The sequence below is a fragment of the Paenisporosarcina sp. genome (assembly GCF_049671445.1).
GTDB lineage: Bacteria > Bacillota > Bacilli > Bacillales_A > Planococcaceae > Paenisporosarcina.
The window spans coordinates 20,223-40,407 of record NZ_JBATUX010000064.1 but is presented as its reverse complement, the minus strand read 5'-3'; the positions used below and the strand labels follow the sequence as shown (position 1 = coordinate 40,407).

The following is a 20,185-nucleotide window of genomic DNA, read 5'->3' as shown; positions in this document are numbered from 1 at the left end:
CATATAAAAAAAGGAAAACCTGCTAATCGGGAATTCCCTTTTTAATTTACGAGATAAAAAAATCAAAAAAACTCCAGATTTTAATAGCTCCTAGACAATCTATCCCATATAAACGCTGTCACACGTTCCAGCTATTGGTTCATAATAACAATGATTTTTAAATTGACCTGCAAAAGGTTGATTGTACCATGTTGGAGGGCAAGGTCCATATGGATTAAAGTACCAAAGAGCATATTTTCCTGGATGTTGTCTCCAAGAATCCAAATTCTGTTTTGCTAATCTTTTTTCAACTTCTCTCGCTCTCTGATAAAATAGATTCCCTTTTTGAACAGCTTCAAAAGAATAATTATTTCCTTGTACCTGAAAAATGACATCATTAATTGTTCTTACATCCTTAAAGTCTAAACAGTCTGCAACAGCACGGTTAACAATTACATTTCCAACATATAACATTCCTTGCTTTCCTTCACCTTCGGCTTCTGCTCTCATCATCCTAGCCATTAAGTCAACATCTGAACTCCGGTAATTTACTCTTGGCATTTATTCACCCCAAAATATTGTATGCAAAAAAGATTATTTTGATGTCATTGTTAATAAAATCAGGGTGCTTAGTTTTAAGTAAGGCGACAACTGTGGCATTCTTTTTATATCTTTCATCGGGAAACGAATCCTCATATTCTTTAACGATTCATTAACCTTCCTTTAACAAAGGCTAAATTTAAAAAAACGGTCAAAGTGCACCCTTTTAAGAAGAGTAACCATAGTAGCCTGTTGATTTCCGCTACGGTGGACGCTTTTCGGTGGCTGACTTCAGTCTCCTCGTCACTGCAAAAACATGTGCTCCTGTGGTTACTCGTCGCCACCTGCGCTTCAATCAACAAATATAGATGGCAACTAAGATATATGTTGGTTCTATCTCAGCTTAACTTAGAATCCTTTATTCGTGACTTAACAATAAGCAATTTATAGATTTTCTTGTTGGTTACTACTCACTTCATGGATTGTAGTGGAAGGCGGCGACTCCAGCGGGATTAGCGGGACAGGTGAGACCCCGCAGATCGCGAAGCGACCGAGGAGGCTCACCGCCCGCCCCGTCCAAAGCACCTGAAACCCTGGGTTTATGGAACTAAAATTATATACTTATCTAAAAAAAACGACCTGACTCGCCTTTAAAGCGAATCAGATCATTTTTCTTTATAGTCTATTCATCAAAAATAATTCTAATATTCGTTCTCGTCTGCCGCTACTCGTTTTCAATTGATAGTCTGCACCAGCAAGTCGGTGTAATACTTCTAGTAAACGATCTTCTCCAACCTTTTGTCTACTTTCGACAATTAATTTTACACGATATGGATTTACTTTTAATTGCTTCGCAATCGCTTGAGCGTGATACCCCTTTTTTTGCAAATAACGTACGTTGGACATTAAACGTATTTGAGAAGCAAGCAAGGCTGTTAACATAATCGGTTCTTCCTTTTGTCGTAACAAGTCATGATACACGGTTAATGCAGTCGCCGTATCTCCACGTAAGTAAGCATTTAGAAGTTGAAACGCATCTTGTTCTAAAGTGCGTGTCATTAACAACTCCACATCACTTTTCGTGATTTCTTGTTGCTCACCAACATAGGTAGCCATTTTATGTATTTCTGATTGCAATTGTACAAGATCTTGGCCAACAGTTTCGATTAATCTTGCAACCGCTTCATCTGTCATTACTTTTTGCTCATTCCCAACTGTAGATTTAACCCACACGACTAAATCATTGCCTTCCAGTGGTTTTGCTTCGAGTAATAATGCTTTTTCTTTCATTAGCTTTGTTACTTTTTTTCGCTCGTCTAATTTTTCATATGGCGCAATAAAAATTGTAATGGCTGTTTCAGACGGATGTTGCACCCAGCTTTCGAATGCTTTTAAATCATGATCTATTTTTTCTTTCCCTTTTTCCGTTGCTTTTAAAAAAGAGGCATTTTTGGCGATAATTAATTTTCTGTCCGTAAAAAATGGAATCGTATCTGCTTCTTCAATTACGTGTTGAACCGGCACTTCATCTAAATCAAAATAAAGGATATCCGTTTCTCCATCTTTATTGAGCGATTCTTTTATCCGACGAATGGTTTCGTCGAAGAAGTAATGCTCTGTGCCGACAAGAAGATAAATAGGACTGAAATCACCTTGCTGAATCTTTTTCCATACTTTTGAAAACATATTAAACCTCCTAATAACACATGCTTTACTAGTATACCTTAAATCTTATTACACTGGGGTTTGAACAAAATGTGTCTTTCTTCTGAAATCACGGAAAAAAACTCGTTGTTAATGGATTTTTTCTTAGTAATCACTTATAATTAATTTTGAATATAGGAGGGGTAGCAATGAACGAATTTGAAAAGAATGTCCAAACTAGACGTAACGATGTAGTGGACTCAGGTATTGGTTTCGTCGCATCTTTTGTCTTCTTCGCAGCGATTTTCACCATTGCGACTGTAATTGACTTCATAACAAAATAAGTAAGTAGAAAAATTCACAGCTTGCCCCCCATCGGAGCAAGCTGATGTTTTTCTTTTACGACCTAAGAGACTCGTCATTGCGATAAGTCTCTTTTTATTATGTCTTTTTCTAATGTCGTACGTATCGTCATTTCCTCTTTATGAAAACGGACATGTACGGAACCTACATCTGCCGTAGTCAAAGTAGGTAAGTTGTTTTCCTTAAACCTATCAATGATTTCCTGATGTGGATGGCCATAGCGATTATTTTTACCAGCTGAAAAAATGGTTATAGTAGGGGTTAGTTTGGTAATAAAATCGAGAGAGCTAGACGTTTTACTCCCGTGATGTCCCGCTTTTAACATTCCTAGGTTTTGCATTCCTTCATACTTTCTTAATATGTCCTCTTCCCCATCTTTTTCTAAATCACCAGTAAACAAAGCAGTTAATAGGCCGTGTTTCATATATAAAACAAGTGAATCATCATTGCCTTCATAGTCCCTATCTTGAGGTGAAACATACATAAATTGTGTATTTCCTACTTGCCAAGTAGTATCCGCTATTTGTTCTTTTATGTTTATATTTTGGGTTACTGCTGTTTGAAAGGCATCTTGTAAAGTTGGTTCATGAATCGCACCTGGTGTAACATGAATCTCTTCCACTTTTATTTCCTCTAAAATTTCTTCTGCCCCTTCGATATGGTCACTATCTGCATGTGTCCAAATAAATGTATCAATTCGGCGAATGCCACGACCTTTTAAAAATGGCACAATCACTTCGCGGCCAACTTCAAAAGGCGTGTCAGATTGTTTCCAAAATTCTTGGTCAAATCTTAGTAAGCCCCCTGCATCAATCAGAACCACACCTTGCTGATGTGGAAGTTCAATAACCGTCGCATCACCTTGCCCCACACTTATAAAAGAGACTTCAATGGAGGGATCGAGATAAGGCGTAATGTGAATAAGAAAAACCGGCACACCTAGAGTTAGTATGAGTTTTCGCATTGGAAGTCTAAGTTCTAAAACTAGGAAAGAAGTCATAACTCCTAAAAAAGACAAGATAAGTTGCCAATTAGACAATTTCCCAGGATTCCAAAGTTGGTAAGGAATCGACGCGATTTTCATGATGAATGTTGTCAAACTCAAGCGTGATGGTTCGTAAATCATAAAAAGAGGGTCCAATAAGAAAGGCATGACAAACGATAGAAGGAAAAATATTAAATTGACGGGCAAAATAACAACAGAAAATAGTGGCACAAAAACTAAATTAACGACAAAAGAGGATAATGAGATTTCATAAAAGTGAAAGAGAAGAATTGGGAATACCCCAATCTGACAAAGAAATGTAATCCAAAAAGATTGTTTAAGAACTGTTGTTTGAGATTTTAAGAAAGATGATGAATAAAGCAATGCAGCGGCAGCGACGTATGATAGTTGGAAACCAATTTGTAAGATAACACCTGGCTGTAAGAGTATAAATATCAGTATACTCAGTCCAAATGCATCTTCTATTGACAGCCGTTGATTCAATTGCTTAGAAAGAAGCAAAATTTCAACTACACCTACCGCTCTCCACACAGATGGCGCCCCACCTACTAAACACGCATAAATAGGTAAACAAATTAACAAACACCAAACGGCAATTTCTTTCCTAATCAGTAGTCTTAACATCGACTGATAAAAAATAAATGTTAAAAATGCCACATGCAAACCTGATATTGCAAATAAATGAGTGATTCCAAGTATTTGATAGGCACGTGTTTGTTGTGGATCCACATCATCTCGCAAGCCGAGTAATAAAGACTTTGCTTCTGGTTGAAGTGATAATGGAAAATAGGTCTCAATCTGCTTTTCCATTTGAAAACGTCTTTCAGCAATCCAGCCCACCACTCCAGTGGGCTCCGTGTTTTTTTGAAAAGAGGTAGCTTGCAACATCCCTGATGCCCCGTGGCTTGTCAAATACGTCTGCATGCTAAATGCATAGTCATGTGCTGGTGATGGCACTTCCGCAGCTTGTCCAGTCCATTTAAACGTCGTACTTGTTAAAGATTGTTGTTGAAACAACAACTTCTCTTGTTCTGAAGCAAACGTGTAGGTGATATACCATTTATCCTTTTTATCAGACATGACAAACCCACGTAATTTAGAACCGTTAATGGAGTGTGTAGAAGTCAATTTCATTAAACTGTTCTGCCCGACTTCACGTCGTTCAGGAAACAGTTGATGTTCACTATAAATTAAGAAAAAAATAGCTGTCAGTATGTAACTAAATATAAAGACGACTGGCCAGCGTTTCCAAACAAATAACAGAATAATAAATAGGTGTAATACTAAAATTAAAAGTGAACCGATTGCTGCAGTTGTTGAAAGGATTGCCGCAATTGCTAAGTATATTAAACGATGGTTCCAATAGTTTTGCCAAATAGATCGTTCACCTGCGCTTCGTATGAAGCCAATTCTTCAGCAGACACTCCATTCTCTCTTAATTTTTGAAGCATATCTAAATACAAAGTAATTTTTTTATCGCTTAAGAAATCGATTTTTCGTTCATCGAAAGGAACATGGACGACTTCTACATTTGCTTGCGCCAATAATTGAATCGCATATTCATTGTTCTTATAATTTTCCGCGTAATATAAACGTCGAATTCCTGCTTGAATAATAGATTTCGTGCAAGGCAAACATGGAAAATGAGTTACATATAGGTCAGCTTCATTTGTAGAAATACCATATTTCGAACATTGAAGTAAGGCATTCATTTCCGCATGAATCGTACGTACACAATGATGATCTACTACGTAACACCCTTGATCGATACAATGATCTCCACCTGAAATGGAACCATTATAACCACCAGCCATAATTCGTTTATCACGAACGATTGTCGCACCTACAGCTAACCTTGTACATGTGCTTCTCAGTGCTAGTAAATGGCTTTGTGCCATAAAGAATTGATCCCATGTTATTCGCTCCATAAAAACGCCCCCTGATTGTAAACTCTTCTATAGTTTAGTAGGAACACGTTTCTTACGTCAATTGATTGTGGTGTTAATTGACCGAAATAAAATCTTTTAAGTTTTCAAATGTCGAATCACCAATTCCTATTACGTCTTTAATATCTTCAATCGTTTTGAAAAGGCCTTTCTCTTCTCGGTAAGCAATAATTGCTTTAGCTTTAGATGGACCAATACCAGACAAGGTCATCAAGGTCGATTCGTCTGACGTATTAATATTGACGAGTGCAGATTGAGATTCTGAAGTACTCGGCGTAGTTGCAATAGTCATTGACACGTCAGATTCTCCGATTAAAGGCACATAAATAACCATTTCGTCGACTAATTTCGCAGCAAAATTCAATGCCTTTTCTTCTGCAGTTGGAAGTATGCCTCCAGCAAGTTGAAGCGCGTCTTGAACACGACTACCAGCAGGTAAAGTATAAACACCTGGCTCTTGAACTTGCCCTTTTACATCGACGACAACTGTTTGATTGCGTTCTTTTTCGATTGAGTTTGTTTCAGATGATTCTTCAGTTGGGATTGTACTTGCAATTGGGTTTTGGATGGTTTCAAGCGTACCGGCAATTGGGGGTGCCGGATTGTGGGAAAACGGTTTAAACAACAAAACAAACAATACTAAGGCAACACTTATCAGCGAGAATTTAGTTGAATGTTTTTTTAGCCATGCAGGATTCAGACTGGGTCATCCTTTCCTACAGGGAGCAATTCTTATAGAGCTACCCATACTATAAACGAAATGCGATTAATTGGAAAGTTTTTCTTCGATTTATAGATTAATAGGGCCAATTAAACAAAAAATCCCATGCAACAGTATATTACTTAGTTGCATGGAAAAAGATTCGTTCGCTATTCTCTTTTGGAGATTCAGTCGTCCAGTCTGCTGTTACGTTCACTTGCGAAAAACCTGCTTGACGTAAGCATGCCAGATAAGTATCTATTTCAAATGAACGTTGAAAATGACTTTCTTCAAAACGGTCATAAGAGCCCAGTTTATTTTTCATGAAGAATGTTAAATCGTGATAAACAGAATGCGGATGCTCTCCTTCTTCTGTATGCCAAATATAGGCGATTTGTTCATCTTCATAGGTAAACGGTCCATCTAGAAATAATTCATCCATTTTATAAAGTGAATGAACATCAAAGAATAACTGTCCACCAGGAGATAACGACTGATAAATGCCTTGTAATGTTTGCAGAACTTGATCTTCATCTTCTAGATAATTCAATGAGTCAATCGCAAGAATAGCTACATCCACATCGTGAAAGCCTTCTAAATCAGTCATAGATAAATGAAATAATGGGATATTATAACCTTCTTTTTGAAAACGGTCAGATGCCATCGCTAGCATCTCTTCTGACAAATCTACAGCCTGAACAACAAAACCCTGCTCTGCAAATTTTGCAGACAGGACTCCGGTTCCACAGCCAATATCTAATAAAGATTTGCCTCTAGCATTTTCAACACATGAAACTACCTTATGTACATAATCATCATAAGGAATATCAGTCATTAAAGCATCATAAATGTAAGCAAATTCTTTATAGCTAGACATTACGCTTCTAAATCGACTTCAATTATTGGTGCATCTCCCCATAAACGTTCCAAGTTGTAAAATTGGCGTTCGTCCTTATGGAATACATGTGCAACAACGTCACCCATGTCTACTAATACCCAACGTGCTGCGTCAAATCCTTCTAGACGTTTCACGTGGTAGCCTGCTTGTCCTGCTTGATCTGCCATTTCTCTTGCGATAGATTGAACTTGGCGATCTGAATTTGCATGACAAATTACAAAATAATCTGCAATCAAAGATACACCTTTCATATTTAATACGATAATATCTTCTGCACGTTTGTCATCTGCTGCTTTATAAGCTATTTCTAATAAAGTTGGTTCTGTCATTCAGTCATTTTCCTTTCGTAACCAAATCATTGTAACAATGAATGGAATCCGGATATACCGGTTGATTTTTTTTTATTAAAAATTGAATGGAATGCTTTACACAAGCCTTCATTAATAAATCGAGTCCTTGTTCTGCTTGTTGTCTTAATTCATCGACTCCTAGAAATTGTCGATTGGGTTCGATCATATCAGCACAATAAATGATTTTCTCAAGTTTGGACATGTATTTACGACCAGTGGTATGGTAGCAGATTGCATTTAAGACATCTTGATTTGTCACTCTAAATTCCTGTTGGGCAACATATGCACCTACAGGAGCATGCCACAATTCATGATGAAATGTTAAAAGTGTTGGGTCCATTTGTTGATCGATAATGGTTTGTTTCATCCAGTCTCGATCAGCAAATTTCACGACATCATGCAAAATAGCAGAAAGTTCTGCTTCTTTTTCATCTACCTCATACACTTTAGCCAAACGAATGGCCGTTTCCATTACACCTAAAGTATGCACAAAACGTTTTTCAGGCATTCTTGTACGTATAGCATTTAACAAATCGTCTTTATTCATACAATTTCTCCTGACGAATATAGGATTGTACACTTTCAGGAATAAGCAAGGAGACATCTTTGCCTTCTTTTACACGATTCCGTAGCATCGTAGAAGACAAATCAATTAACGGTGCTTCGATTAACGTGACAGGATATGTCGACTTTTCATCGTAGCCAGGACGACGAACACCAATCAATTGAATCTGTTTCACCAGCTCATCAATCTTGTACCACTTACTCAAAGAGGAAATCATATCTGCACCAATCAAAAAACTGAATTGCGATTGAGGTTCTTGCTTCTGCAATTCCATCATCGTATCGAACGAAAAAGACAAACCACCACGTTCTATTTCGATTGGTTCTACAGAAAAATAAGAGAACGACTCAATAGCAAGCTCCAACATATGAAGTCGCTGCTCACCTGTAGCAAGCTCAGCCGCTTCTTTATGTGGCGGTTTTGCATTTGGCATAAAACGGATTTCATCATAATCAAGTGCATGATACACTTCATTTGCCATAATTAAATGTCCAATATGTGGCGGATTAAATGTTCCTCCAAAAATGCACACTTTTTTCATCGTCAGCCTTTTGTAGGCAAGACGATTTTTTTATTGTTTTTAGATGGTTTATATAACACAACTGTTAAACCAATCAATTGAACTAAAAATGATTTTGTTTCTTTTGCTAATTGATCTGCGATTTCTTGTTTATCATCTTCACAATTTTGCAAAATGCTGATTTTGATTAGTTCACGAGTTTCGATCGCTTCTTCAATATGTTTGATTAAATGTTCATTTACTCCACCTTTACCTACTTGGAAAAGAGCTGATAAATGATGAGCTTCGCTTCGTAAAAAACGTTTTTGTTTACCTGTTAACATGTGGACCTCCTAATAGTTGTTCGACTTGCTCTATAGTTTGCTTCGTATCTGGTTTGCGATTTGTCCACTTGTGAAATGACAATGCTCCTTGGTGCACAAACATGCCTACTCCATTTAAACAACGTGCTCCTCGATCTTTTGCTTCACCCAAAAACGGCGTCAATAATGGATTATACACAATATCTGCAACAATTGCTGAAGATGTTACATTTTCCAGTGACAACGGCATGTCCACATTAGATGAAATCATGCCTGCAGGCGTGGTTTGTATGATGATTTGAAAGTTTGCAAGTTCCGCTTGTGCTTGCTCGAGAGATAAGGCTCGGCCATTCTTTAAATCATCGATTAACCGTTGTGCATTTGAAAAACTTCGGTTGGCACACGAAAGATTTACATATCCTCGCTCTTTTAAAGCAAAAGCAATGCCTCTCGCAGCACCACCTGCACCAATAATCAGAATCTGCAGTTCATGAAGATTTGGCCCCATTGCTTCTTCTAAAGAGTTTACAAAACCAGTGCCATCGGTATTGTAGCCAGTTAATGTGCCATTCTTTTCGACAACGACTGTATTCACTGCACCCATTAGTTCGGCTGAAGAATCAATATGATCTAAAAGTGGCAATATCGCTTCTTTATGAGGGATTGTTACATTCCAACCACTTGCACCGAGAGATTTTAAAGATTCAACAGCATCTACTAAGTTTTCTTTTTTGACATGCACCGGAATGTAAGTCGCATCGATGGTTAAATCGGAAAACCACTGACAATGCATACTTGGTGACATGGAATGAGAGATTGGATCACCGATTACAGCGTACCATTTTTTCAAAATCAACTGCCTCCTAAATAAGAGATGGACGAATTTGAATTTCCACACCTTTAGGCGCATAGGCTGCTATAACCACATTGGGTTGATTGACAGTAATCCAACCTAAGCCTGAAAACACAATATCAGTCTTTCCAGCTTTAATCGAAAACTCATGGCGTACTAATGGTGGGAATTGATCTTTAAATTCAGCAGAAGGTGGTGCTAACATTCCGCCTAGATGTTCTGCATATAAGTTATCCGCATTGTCCAGTTTAGTACGATGAATATTTAGCTCATTTGAAATATGAACTGTAAATGATGCTCGCTCACCTTGTATAAAATCAAATCGTGCTAGACCACCTAAAAACAAAGTTTGTCCTGCATTTAATTGGAATATCTTCGGTTTAATTTCATTCTTTGGCGTAATCCACTTGAGTTCAGATGAATCTAAGTAATGCGCCATTTGGTGGTGATTAATAATGCCTGGCGTATCATATAATGATTGGTTATCATCTAAAGGAATTTCGATTAAATCAAGAGTAGTTCCTGGGAAATGAGAAGTAGTTATAACTTCTTTCTCGCCGGTTACTTGTTTGATGATACGGTTAATAAATGTAGACTTACCAACGTTTGTACAACCTACTACATAAGCATTCTTACCTTCACGTAGGCGATCAATTGCTTCCATTGCTTCTACCATACCAGTACCTTTGTGAGCACTAACTAACATCACTTCGACCGGTTTTAAGCCTAGTTTTTTAGCTTCTTGTTGTAACCATTTAATAACGCGATGTTTCTTAACTGATTTAGGTAGTAAATCTACTTTATTGGCGATCAGTAATATTGGATTATTCCCCACGAAGCGGTGTAATCCTGGCAACCAGCTACCATTGAAATCAAAAATATCGACGATTTTTACGATTAGTCCTTGTTCATTGCCAAGGCTATTTAAAATGCGTAAGAAATCATCATCTGTTAATGAGACCGGCTGTAATTCATTGTAATTTTTCAATCGGAAACATCGTTGGCAAATCATTTCTTCTTTTTCTAATGATGATGGTGGTGCATATCCAGGTTCTTTTGGATCTACTGTTTGTATTTGAGTACCGCATCCGATACAAGTTGGTATAGTTGTCAAACTTCTTCCTCCCAAGTCACAAAGCCTCTTCTTTTTAATGCTTTAAATATTCTTCTCTCAACCAAACGATTAAATCGTGTGAAAAAACCATCAGATTTAGCAACAGGTAACACTAAAATGGTATGTAATTTTATGCGATTACCACCTACAACATCCGTTAATAGTTGATCGCCTATTACGACCACTTCTTCACGTTTTACATCCATTGTATTAAGAGCTTTAATAAATGCTTTACCCATTGGTTTACGGGCTTTATATATGAATGGAATTCCGAGTGGATCTGCAAAAGATTTAACTCGTAGTTCACTGTTATTAGATACAATTGTTACTTGAATCCCAGCATCTTTCATACTTTTGAGCCAGTTCACCAATTTCGGTGTTGCATCTGGTCTGTCCCATTCGACAAGTGTATTGTCTAAGTCTGTTATGATTCCACGAATTCCTTTTTCAATCAATCGTTCTGGTGAAATATCAAATACACTTTTCACAAATTCACTTGGTAAAAATTTTTTATACACCGTGACACACTCCGTTCAACCTTTTTTCTGTAATGATTATAACATACTACCGATTTTCTCACCCACTCGTACTCGACTTCCTGCAATAATGGCTGAATCCATTTGAAAAGCATTTTTTTCGAACAGCAAAACTACGGTCGAACCAAATGTGAAATAGCCTATTTCTTCACCTTTTTTCCAATCTCGAGATTGATTAGTCAGTTGAATTGAATTTACAAGCATGGCTCCAACACTTACGACAGCGCAAGTTTTGGAATTTGGACACACCAAATGTGTAATTTGACGATAATTCCCACTGATTGGTGTTTTTCCATAAGTTAATCCTGCTTGATTCACAGGATATGATTTTTCTCCGAGTGTCACTTGTTGTTTAACATGACCGTCAACAGGGCTATGTATTCGATGGTAATCTGCGGGACTCAAATAAAACACCATATACGTGCCATCTATATATTTAGAGGCATGTTCAACGTTGCCGAGAAGATCAGTCAGTGTATACGATTTTTCTTTCACTAAAAATGTCCCATTTGACGTAATGGCACCGGCAGATTCTACTTTAGCATCTACAGGACTAGTAGCAACCATATCTCCCTCAACAATTGGACGATGTTGAGCATCAATTTTTCTAATAAAAAAATCATGTAATGTTGGAAAAGCCTCAACAGATTGTGAAACTTCTCCCATATGTATTCCGTATGTACGTATATATGATGGAATAATTTTGCGACTTATTGGTGATTTAGCAAAACGTTGTATCGCTAGGGAAGACCATTTCCCATTCGTTAATTCAATAAGTGATTGGTACACTCTCTGTCTCACTTAATCCCTCCTGTTCTAAATATGTTCTACCTTTTTTTAGTTGAAAGAAGTATAATGAACTAATACTGTAAACACGAAGGAGTCTCGTCCATTGTTTCTATTTCAACGACTGGATCACACAATTAAAAAAATGAAAACACAAGCAGCAAATATGATCACCATTGGTAATTTATCATTTGGTGGTGCCTCCATCATGACCACTTTAAATGAAAATTATAGTTATAGCGTTTTGTTTATCTTTATCGCGGCTCTTCTCGATCGATTCGATGGGATGGTTGCCCGTAAATTAGGGCAAGAATCCGAGCTTGGTAAACAACTCGACTCCATGAGTGATATTATCTCATTCGGCGTTGCACCTGCAATACTTATCTATATGGTGGATTTATATGAATTTGGAACAGCTGGAATGGTCCTTACCATCATTTATATTGCATGTGGAGCATTTCGCTTAGCACGCTTTAATATTATGGATTCAGATGGCTACTTTACTGGACTCCCTATAACAGCTGCAGGAACGATTCTAACACTGTCGTATTTTGGATTGTCCGTATTCGCACCAGTTTTTTATATGTTCCTCATGCCGATTTTGGCCATTTTAATGATTAGTACATTCACCTTGAAAAAAGTGTAACGACCGCAAATTGCGGTCGTTTTTTTCATGCATTTAGAAGCTCAATCATATAGTGACAAAAGACGACATGGAGGTGCACGCATCATGAGTAGTTTATTGTCTGCTGTCCTACAACTATGGATTGAAATCCCTGCTGTTCTTGGTTACTTGAAAGGTCAGGCGTTTAGAAAGCCCCTCTCACTTGAAGAAGAAGCCATATATGTGGAGCGTTGTTTAGCTGGTGAAGAAGAAGCGAAACATGAATTAATTGAGCGTAATATGCGATTAGTTGCACACATCGTCAAAAAATTCCATCCAAAACACGAACAACTCGATGATTACATTTCTATTGGCACAATCGGATTAATGAAAGCTGTAGCAAGTTACACTCCTGATAAAAAAACACGCCTGGCTACCTACGCAGCACGGTGCATTGAAAACGAAATTCTCATGCATCTTCGTTCACAGAAAAAAGTACAAAAAGATGTTTCACTCTATGAACCGATTGGGACCGATAAAGACGGCCATTCTCTCCAAATTACAGATCTCCTACAAACCGATGAAGATACCGCACAACAAACCTTAGAACAAAAAGAGCAAATGGCAAGACTATATCGGCATTTGGATCGGCTTGAAAAACGTGAAATTGAAATTATTGAGCGTAGGTATGGCTTACATCAATTCGAACCTATGACTCAAAAACAAATTGCTAAACAATTAAATATTTCAAGGAGTTATGTCTCGCGAATTGAAAAGCGTGCTTTAGTTAAACTATACCAATTGTTTAAACATGAAAAAAACTCTTTCGATTCACTGGAAATCGAAAGAGCCTCCAATCAACAGTCTAAATATTAACATGAACTCTATAATTTGCTAATCACATGTAACACGATTTGAGTTGAATGTTCAGCAGCAGTTGGTAAGAATTCGTCAAAACTAATCGAAGATTCTTTTCCTGCGATATCGGACAAAGCACGGATAACAACAAATGGTACGTCAAATTGATGACACACTTGCGCCACAGCGGCTGCTTCCATCTCCACTGCCTTCATGTGAGGGAAGTGTTTTCGAACGCTCTCAACACGTGCAGGGTCGCCCATAAACGAATCCCCTGTTGCAATTAGACCAGATGCAGATTGATGTTGGCCTAATTCTTCAACTGCCTCTTCTGCAAGTTTACGAAGTTTAGCATCTGACATGAAAGCTGCAGGAAGGTCAGGAACCTGTCCCATTTCATAACCGAATGCCGTTACATCCACGTCGTGATGACGTACTTCATCAGAAATTACGATTGCTCCAACTTCTAATAGAGAATCAAATCCACCCGCAGAACCTGTATTGATTACGGCTTCAGGTTTGAAATGGTGTAGTAAGATGGCTGTAGACATCGCTGCATTTACTTTACCAATACCACTTTTTAGTAATACGACGTCATGACCTGCATATGTACCTTCTGTATATTCACTATTTGCAATGACTGTAGTGTGTGGATTTTCAATGGCTAAACGTAAAGCTTCTACTTCTTGTTCCATTGCGCCGATAACTGCTATTTTCATTAATGTCCGCCTCTTTTCTGGTTAGAAACACAAATTAAACACTTGAAAGTGGAACCTATGTTTTAAAAAATTGTTCTTCGGATAATTTCTGACTCTTGCTGTGGAAAAACACTTCCCTAAAAATAATAAAAGCGGCGCCGAAAGTCAATAGGCGCCGTCTAATGTTTTTAAAGTTTCCATTTTTTCAGGTTTCCAGCCTTCACCGTCAACCCACTGTAAATATACTCGATATTTTTCTTCTTTATTTTTTGAAGAAACAACACCTATGGATTTTTGAGGACTACCACCATTTTGAATAATCCATACAATCATGTTGTCCGCAGATAATCCAGTTGTATAAGATATTGCTTGCAGTTTTTCTGTCCAGTCAACATGCCCTTCACTGTACACTGACGTATGTTCACCAGATTGTGAAGTACCAACTGGTTTCCATGCAGTGTTAACCACTCTTTCAGCTACAATTGGGTCATCTGAAGGAGTTGAAGTAACGGTACCACCAGTAGTTGGATCTTCTTTCTCAGATTCCTTTTCTTTTTCTTTTGCTTCGTCTTTTTCTTTAGCTTCTTCTTTAGCTTTAGCTTCTTCTTCCTTAGCCTTTGCTGCTTCTTCCTTAGCTACCTCAGCATCTTCTTCGTCAGATTCAATTTCTTTAGAACCTACTTCTTCTGCAGACTCATCTGCCTCGGGAACACCTGTTGCTCCTGGTTCGTTCTGAGCATTGCTCACTTCTGACTCAGATTCTTTTGTATTAGCTTTTTCTGCATCATCATTACCAAGAAAAATAAATCCACCAGTAATAACAATTAAGACAAGTACTAGACCTATAAGTACATTTAATATTTTGTTCGTGCTATTTGGTTTATTTGGTCGATTACTTCTTGAGGTATATCGACGCTGTGTGTTTGCCATGTGCGTACTCCCCCTTATATACAGCATAATAACATAAATGGTCATGACAAATTAGACGTAGAGATTAAAGAAATGTTTCATTTTCGTGAAAATTTGACCGAACTCGGCTATCTTTTCTTGAGATTGGGATTTCATCCAAATACTACCTCGTTGATTTATTGGAAAAAGCATTTTGGTTGCAACTTTCGTGATTTCGTTGCAACTTTATCGATTTCGTTGCAACTTTCGTGATTTGGTTGCAACTTTTGCGATTTAGTTGCAACTATCCAATTACCTCCTAAATTTTAAACGATCGACTTAATTTGAATCGTTATTTTCCCGCTCGGTATTGTCACTTCAACTTGGTCTCCAACACGTTTGTCTAAAACTTTTTGAGCAATGGGTGAATTACTTGAAATGCTTCCTCCTAGAGGGTTTGCTTCAGCCGATCCAACAACGGTGTATGTTTCAAGTTCCCCATCAGGCATTTCTTTAATGGTTACTGTACTTCCTATCTGAACAATTTGTGAGTCAAGTTTAGAAGTATCAATGATCTCTGCATTACGAATGATTGTTTCTATTGCAATAATGCGACTTTCTACAAACGCTTGATCTTCACGAGCTGTTTCATAATCCGAGTTTTCGATTAATCCAAAACAACGAGATGCTTTTATACGGGCTATTACTTCTTTTCGTTTAACAGATTTTAAATGGTCCAGTTCTTCTTGTAAATTTGTCAGACCAAACTGAGTGATTGATTGTTTCTTTTCAATTGTCATAATTATTCTCCTTTACTATGGAAAACGATAAGTGAAACAGATTGAAAAAACCCACTCCCGTTTAAAGGAGTGGATTAAGAATTCATATTAATTTATAGACGTAATTTTAACGTCCATTTCGCCGCCTGGTGTTAGTACTCTTACTTGATCACCGACTGAACGGCCGATTAAGCTTTTAGCGATTGGTGAATCGTTTGAAATTAAACCTTCAATTGGGTCTGCTTCCGCTGATCCAACGATTGTATAAGTCTCTTCTTCACCATCTGGAACTTCAATAAAGGAAACCGTTTTCCCTAAAGATACGATATCGTTGTCTTGCCCATTACCTTCGATAATGACCGCATTACGAATCATAGATTCTAAAGTTACAATACGTCCTTCAACGAATGCTTGGTCTTCTTTTGCAGAATCGTACTCAGAGTTCTCAGATAAGTCTCCGAAGCTTCTCGCAACTTTAATACGTTCCACAACTTCTTTACGTTTTACAGTTTTCAAAAAATCTAATTCGTCCGCTAACTTTTGCTTTCCAGCAACGGTCATTGGATATTGTTTTTCAGTTGCCAATTACTTTCACTCCTTCAACTACTTGCTAGCTCATAAAAATAATATGCCTGGTCGAGTCTGAATATGAGGCATAATATTTAGATAATATTGTCAGTCTGTCACCATCATATTACACAATGATATCAGATTCAAGAATTGTTTTAATTTTTGTAACCATCAAATCTATTGCTACTTGGTTCTGTCCACCCTCTGGAATGATGATGTCTGCGTACCGTTTTGTTGGTTCAATAAATTGATTATGCATTGGTCTCACTACTGATAAGTACTGTTCCACTACAGATTCTATAGAACGTCCACGTTCATTAATGTCTCTCATTATGCGTCGAATGATGCGTAAATCAGAATCCGTATCCACAAATAATTTGATGTCCATTAATTCGCGCAATCGCTCATCTTCTAAAACCAAAATACCTTCTAATATAATAACATCTTGAGCTTCAATTACAATTTTTTCGGGCGAACGTGTATGAATCTCGTAATTATAAACAGGTTTTTCAATGGCTTGTCTATTTAAAAGTTGATTAATATGTTCAATAAGTAAATCATTATCAAATGCATGAGGATGGTCATAGTTCGTTGCTAGACGTTCCTCAAAATGTAAATGACTTTGATCTTTATAATAGTAATCTTGTTCGATTACTACAACTGATTTTTCTTTATAGACGTCATAAATAGCCTTGGTAACACTTGTTTTCCCTGAACCAGAGCCACCAGCGATACCAATAACAATCGGGCGCTTAAATGTCATCGTACAAGCTCCTTTCTCATCATGTTATTTGGTCGTACGGGGATGTCGGATTTAAATCGCACAATTTGCAATGGGTGACGTGCTACATCCAGGTTGTTTCCCTTTTCATCCCATAAATCTGTAATAGTCATGCGGAAATTTTCGATACCTGGTCCGAAAAATTCTACTTCCTGACCTTTTGTAAAATAATTTCGTTGTTGCAGCGTGATCATTTTTGTTTCGTAATCATAATCCATCACAAGACCAATAAAGTCTGTGGATGTCTTTCGACCATGTACACCATACATTTGCTCTTCAAACGTAGGTTCTTCTTCAAAGAAAGCAGTTGCTGCATCACGGTTTGCGCATTTTTCAAGTTCTTCCAACCATTCGCGTTTAATACGGAATTTTTCTGGATCAGCACAATATTCATCAATTACTTTTCGATATACGCTGACAACAGTTGCTACATAATGAATAGATTTCATTCGACCTTCGATTTTTAGCGAATCGATCCCTAGCTCAATCATCCGTGGAATTGATTCGATTAATTTCAAATCTTTAGGACTCATGGCAAAAGGTGCGTCCCCTTCAGCAAATAAAGGGTCTTGTATACCGTCTTTCATTTCATACAAATCATAATCCCATCGACAAGATTGGCAACAGCCACCTCGATTTGAGTCACGAGCAGTCATATGATTTGATAATGTGCATCGGCCACTATACGCAATACACATAGCTCCGTGTATGAAAGCTTCAATTTCAATATCAACTTTTTCTTTCATTTCCTGGATTTCGTCTCCACTTGTTTCACGAGCAAGGACGACACGGTGTAATCCTTCATCTTTCCAGTATTGCACCGCTTTCCAGTTCGACAAAGATTGTTGTGTACTTAAATGAATTTCAAGTTTAGGTGCGTAACTACGACAGGTTTCGATAATTAATGGATCAGCAACAATAATACCTGTCACACCTGCAGTCTCAATATCTATCAAATACTCTGCTAAACCATCCATATTTTCATTATGAGCAAAAATATTGGTTGTCACATAAATTTTCGCATCATAGTTTTTGGCAAATTCAACAGCTTCACGCATTTCATCTATAGAAAAATTACCTGCATTAGAACGTAGTCCAAATTCACGTCCGCCGATAAACACCGCATCTGCACCATAATGAATGGCAATTTTTAGTTTTTCTAAATCTCCTGCAGGAGCAAGGAGTTCAGGCTTTTTGACTATGACGCGTTTGCCATCAATAATTTTACTAATTCGGTCATGTTCTAGAATTGCCATTTCGACTTCTCCCTTTCCTTAATACACGGTCTCTTTGAAGAAGAATCCGGTATCAAGTGGGCGAATTTCCGGTTGTATTTCTTCAACTTCCGCTAATAAATCATTTTTCATTTCATCATATACCTCAGATGATTCCATATAGGCATCAATTGCTTGTCTATAGAGATTTGTCACTTTCGTCACATATGGAGCCTCTTGCAAAACACCGTCAATTTTAAATGAGTCAATTCCCGCATCAATTAGCTCACCCAACTCGTCAATGATGCACATATCGTTTGGACTGAAAATATGCGTGCCATTTGCATCTTCAAAAATTGGGTATTTATTTGCTCGTTCTTTATCGTGTAAAAACATGTTTTTCTGACTAGTGCGATTCTCAATTTCCATCGCTTTATCTTGATATAAAAAGTAATTACCTAGTAGTGACCGTTTAGATTGAAACATGCAGGTCATGCCATGTACTTGTAATTCTATAGCTACTTCAGCATTTTCTTTAATCTCTATTACTTCATCCATGCTTAATTCTCGAGCCAATACAGCACGATTTGCACCGCGTTTCCCCCAATAGTTAGCTGTGAACCAATTCGTTGCAGTCATTTCTGTGTTCCAGTGAAGTGGAACTTGTAGGTCTGCTTCACGTTTAACCATCACCACTGCAGGGTCTCCATAAGTAATTCCATCCACACCGCAAGACTCTAGTTTTTCCATGTATGGACGTAATAAATCCACACGATTATTATGATAGAGTGCATTCATAGCCACATATACTTTCTTATTGGCAGCGTGTGCAAGGATAACTGATTTTTCAATATCGTCAATAGTAAATTCTCCCGCTAACCGCAAACCAAACTGTTGCTCTCCAACTAAAAAAGCATCTGCACCAGCCTCAATTAATTGTTCGATATGGGCAACAGATTGTGGTGTTACCAGTAATTCTGGTTTTTTCATGATTGTCACCTCTTTATACTAATCGTAATTCCATCACCAATAGGTAGGAATGTTGTTTCATATTCTTCATGGTTCATTAGCCACTTTGTAAAGTGTTGCAAATTACGGACCATCGTTCGTTTTCTTCTAGGAACTTCTTTAATATCTATTTCTGTAAACCCATGCATGAGCATATTATCACAATAAATAACACCACCGCTTGGAACGAGTGGTGAGTATTTATCAAAGAATCGTTGATATTGACCTTTTGCAGCATCTATAAATAACGCATCATAGTGACTCTGGGAAAAGCTATTGATATCAATATCAAGTGCATCGCCATGCAATAATTGAATTCGGCTGGTCAATGCGGCTTGTTCCACATAACTTGAAGCTAACTGGAAACGACCTTCATCTTTTTCAATGGTAGTTATAACAGATTCAGGCAATGTAAAGGCCATTCTAATTGCCGAATAACCAATAGCTGATCCAATTTCTAAAATAGATTTCGGTTGTTGCATACGCAAAAATTGCAAAAGCGATTCAATCGCAACCAGTTCCATTATAGGAATGTGGTGCTCTTTAGCGAATTGTTCCATATTAGAAAGAAAATCTGATTTTTTCTTAATATAAGTAGTGATATAGGAATGTGAAGTTGTCATGTCCATTTTAACTCCTTTAATGCACAAAAATTACACCCCATCTTATCATAAAAAAAGAAG

The 20,185-nt window shown here is 37.5% G+C and carries 25 protein-coding genes; 3 read left to right on the top strand and 22 right to left on the bottom strand.

Features of this window, described 5'->3' with window-relative positions; all coding sequences use genetic code 11:
- Nucleotides 1–99: 99 nt before the first annotated feature.
- On the bottom strand, nucleotides 100–540 hold the full coding sequence (locus WBG45_RS08400) for a cell wall hydrolase (RefSeq protein WP_424413675.1): 441 nt from the start codon (nucleotides 538–540) through the stop codon (nucleotides 100–102).
- Between the two features lie 654 nt (nucleotides 541–1,194).
- On the bottom strand, nucleotides 1,195–2,205 hold the full coding sequence (holA, locus tag WBG45_RS08395; protein WP_424413674.1) for a DNA polymerase III subunit delta: 1,011 nt from the start codon (nucleotides 2,203–2,205) through the stop codon (nucleotides 1,195–1,197).
- A gap of 167 nt (nucleotides 2,206–2,372) precedes the next feature.
- On the opposite strand from holA, the gene WBG45_RS08390 reads away from it, so the two are divergent.
- A complete protein-coding gene (locus tag WBG45_RS08390; protein WP_024534451.1) occupies nucleotides 2,373–2,507 on the top strand; it encodes a YqzM family protein in 135 nt (44 codons plus the stop codon).
- A gap of 74 nt (nucleotides 2,508–2,581) precedes the next feature.
- On the opposite strand, the gene WBG45_RS08385 is transcribed toward WBG45_RS08390, so the two are convergent.
- The 12 genes from WBG45_RS08385 to WBG45_RS08330 form a co-directional block, all read right to left on the bottom strand.
- Nucleotides 2,582–4,666, bottom strand: a complete 2,085-nt coding sequence (locus tag WBG45_RS08385) for a DNA internalization-related competence protein ComEC/Rec2 (protein WP_424413672.1) — start codon at nucleotides 4,664–4,666, stop codon at nucleotides 2,582–2,584.
- A gap of 212 nt (nucleotides 4,667–4,878) precedes the next feature.
- Nucleotides 4,879–5,460, bottom strand: coding sequence for a ComE operon protein 2 (locus WBG45_RS08380; protein WP_424413670.1), 582 nt, complete (start codon nucleotides 5,458–5,460; stop codon nucleotides 4,879–4,881).
- Between the two features lie 73 nt (nucleotides 5,461–5,533).
- Nucleotides 5,534–6,103, bottom strand: a complete 570-nt coding sequence (locus WBG45_RS08375) for a helix-hairpin-helix domain-containing protein (RefSeq protein ID WP_424413668.1) — start codon at nucleotides 6,101–6,103, stop codon at nucleotides 5,534–5,536.
- Between the two features lie 214 nt (nucleotides 6,104–6,317).
- Entirely contained in the window at nucleotides 6,318–7,055 is a 738-nt protein-coding gene (locus WBG45_RS08370) for a class I SAM-dependent DNA methyltransferase (RefSeq protein ID WP_424413666.1), read from the bottom strand.
- On the bottom strand, nucleotides 7,055–7,405 hold the full coding sequence (rsfS, locus tag WBG45_RS08365) for a ribosome silencing factor (RefSeq protein WP_024534446.1): 351 nt from the start codon (nucleotides 7,403–7,405) through the stop codon (nucleotides 7,055–7,057). Before rsfS ends, WBG45_RS08370 begins: the two co-directional genes overlap by 1 nt.
- 4 nt (nucleotides 7,406–7,409) lie before the next feature.
- A complete protein-coding gene (gene yqeK, locus WBG45_RS08360; protein ID WP_424413664.1) occupies nucleotides 7,410–7,973 on the bottom strand; it encodes a bis(5'-nucleosyl)-tetraphosphatase (symmetrical) YqeK in 564 nt (187 codons plus the stop codon).
- Nucleotides 7,966–8,532, bottom strand: a complete 567-nt coding sequence (locus tag WBG45_RS08355; RefSeq protein WP_424413662.1) for a nicotinate-nucleotide adenylyltransferase — start codon at nucleotides 8,530–8,532, stop codon at nucleotides 7,966–7,968. Before WBG45_RS08355 ends, yqeK begins: the two co-directional genes overlap by 8 nt.
- Before the next feature lie 2 nt (nucleotides 8,533–8,534).
- Nucleotides 8,535–8,834, bottom strand: a complete 300-nt coding sequence (gene yhbY / locus WBG45_RS08350) for a ribosome assembly RNA-binding protein YhbY (RefSeq protein ID WP_424413660.1) — start codon at nucleotides 8,832–8,834, stop codon at nucleotides 8,535–8,537.
- Nucleotides 8,821–9,663 carry a shikimate dehydrogenase gene (aroE, locus tag WBG45_RS08345; protein WP_424413658.1) on the bottom strand — a complete coding sequence of 281 codons (843 nt, stop codon included), beginning with the start codon at nucleotides 9,661–9,663 and terminating at the stop codon, nucleotides 8,821–8,823. Before aroE ends, yhbY begins: the two co-directional genes overlap by 14 nt.
- Before the next feature lie 13 nt (nucleotides 9,664–9,676).
- Nucleotides 9,677–10,780 carry a ribosome biogenesis GTPase YqeH gene (gene yqeH, locus WBG45_RS08340; RefSeq protein WP_424413656.1) on the bottom strand — a complete coding sequence of 368 codons (1,104 nt, stop codon included), beginning with the start codon at nucleotides 10,778–10,780 and terminating at the stop codon, nucleotides 9,677–9,679.
- A complete protein-coding gene (locus WBG45_RS08335) occupies nucleotides 10,777–11,298 on the bottom strand; it encodes a YqeG family HAD IIIA-type phosphatase (RefSeq protein ID WP_424413654.1) in 522 nt (173 codons plus the stop codon). Before WBG45_RS08335 ends, yqeH begins: the two co-directional genes overlap by 4 nt.
- Nucleotides 11,299–11,334: 36 nt before the next feature.
- The gene (locus tag WBG45_RS08330) at nucleotides 11,335–12,117 is read right to left on the bottom strand and encodes a phosphatidylserine decarboxylase (RefSeq protein ID WP_424413652.1); all 783 of its coding nucleotides are present in this window, start codon (nucleotides 12,115–12,117) and stop codon (nucleotides 11,335–11,337) included.
- A 91-nt stretch (nucleotides 12,118–12,208) separates the two neighbouring features.
- Between WBG45_RS08330 and pssA the strand changes: the two genes are divergently transcribed.
- Together pssA and sigK are read left to right on the top strand one after the other, a co-directional pair.
- Nucleotides 12,209–12,748 carry a CDP-diacylglycerol--serine O-phosphatidyltransferase gene (gene pssA, locus WBG45_RS08325; RefSeq protein ID WP_024534439.1) on the top strand — a complete coding sequence of 180 codons (540 nt, stop codon included), beginning with the start codon at nucleotides 12,209–12,211 and terminating at the stop codon, nucleotides 12,746–12,748.
- Between the two features lie 84 nt (nucleotides 12,749–12,832).
- On the top strand, nucleotides 12,833–13,582 hold the full coding sequence (gene sigK, locus WBG45_RS08320) for an RNA polymerase sporulation sigma factor SigK (protein WP_424413650.1): 750 nt from the start codon (nucleotides 12,833–12,835) through the stop codon (nucleotides 13,580–13,582).
- 8 nt (nucleotides 13,583–13,590) lie between these two features.
- Here sigK and mtnN read toward each other — a convergent pair whose 3' ends face one another.
- From mtnN to WBG45_RS08280, 8 genes are all read right to left on the bottom strand, one after another.
- Nucleotides 13,591–14,283, bottom strand: coding sequence for a 5'-methylthioadenosine/S-adenosylhomocysteine nucleosidase (gene mtnN / locus WBG45_RS08315; protein WP_424413648.1), 693 nt, complete (start codon nucleotides 14,281–14,283; stop codon nucleotides 13,591–13,593).
- Between the two features lie 144 nt (nucleotides 14,284–14,427).
- A complete protein-coding gene (locus WBG45_RS08310) occupies nucleotides 14,428–15,192 on the bottom strand; it encodes a YrrS family protein (RefSeq protein WP_424413646.1) in 765 nt (254 codons plus the stop codon).
- A gap of 284 nt (nucleotides 15,193–15,476) precedes the next feature.
- Nucleotides 15,477–15,950 carry a transcription elongation factor GreA gene (gene greA, locus WBG45_RS08305; protein ID WP_424413644.1) on the bottom strand — a complete coding sequence of 158 codons (474 nt, stop codon included), beginning with the start codon at nucleotides 15,948–15,950 and terminating at the stop codon, nucleotides 15,477–15,479.
- Nucleotides 15,951–16,037: 87 nt separating this feature from the next.
- A complete protein-coding gene (greA, locus tag WBG45_RS08300) occupies nucleotides 16,038–16,514 on the bottom strand; it encodes a transcription elongation factor GreA (protein ID WP_024534434.1) in 477 nt (158 codons plus the stop codon).
- 109 nt (nucleotides 16,515–16,623) lie between these two features.
- Nucleotides 16,624–17,262, bottom strand: coding sequence for a uridine kinase (gene udk / locus WBG45_RS08295; RefSeq protein ID WP_424413642.1), 639 nt, complete (start codon nucleotides 17,260–17,262; stop codon nucleotides 16,624–16,626).
- A complete protein-coding gene (locus WBG45_RS08290; protein ID WP_424413640.1) occupies nucleotides 17,259–18,536 on the bottom strand; it encodes a peptidase U32 family protein in 1,278 nt (425 codons plus the stop codon). The genes udk and WBG45_RS08290 overlap by 4 nt, the downstream gene beginning before the upstream one ends.
- Nucleotides 18,537–18,554: 18 nt before the next feature.
- A complete protein-coding gene (locus WBG45_RS08285) occupies nucleotides 18,555–19,484 on the bottom strand; it encodes a peptidase U32 family protein (RefSeq protein WP_424413638.1) in 930 nt (309 codons plus the stop codon).
- Between the two features lie 5 nt (nucleotides 19,485–19,489).
- Nucleotides 19,490–20,125 (bottom strand): O-methyltransferase, encoded by a 636-nt coding sequence (locus WBG45_RS08280; protein ID WP_424413636.1) that lies wholly within the window; start codon nucleotides 20,123–20,125, stop codon nucleotides 19,490–19,492.
- Nucleotides 20,126–20,185 lie beyond the last annotated feature (60 nt).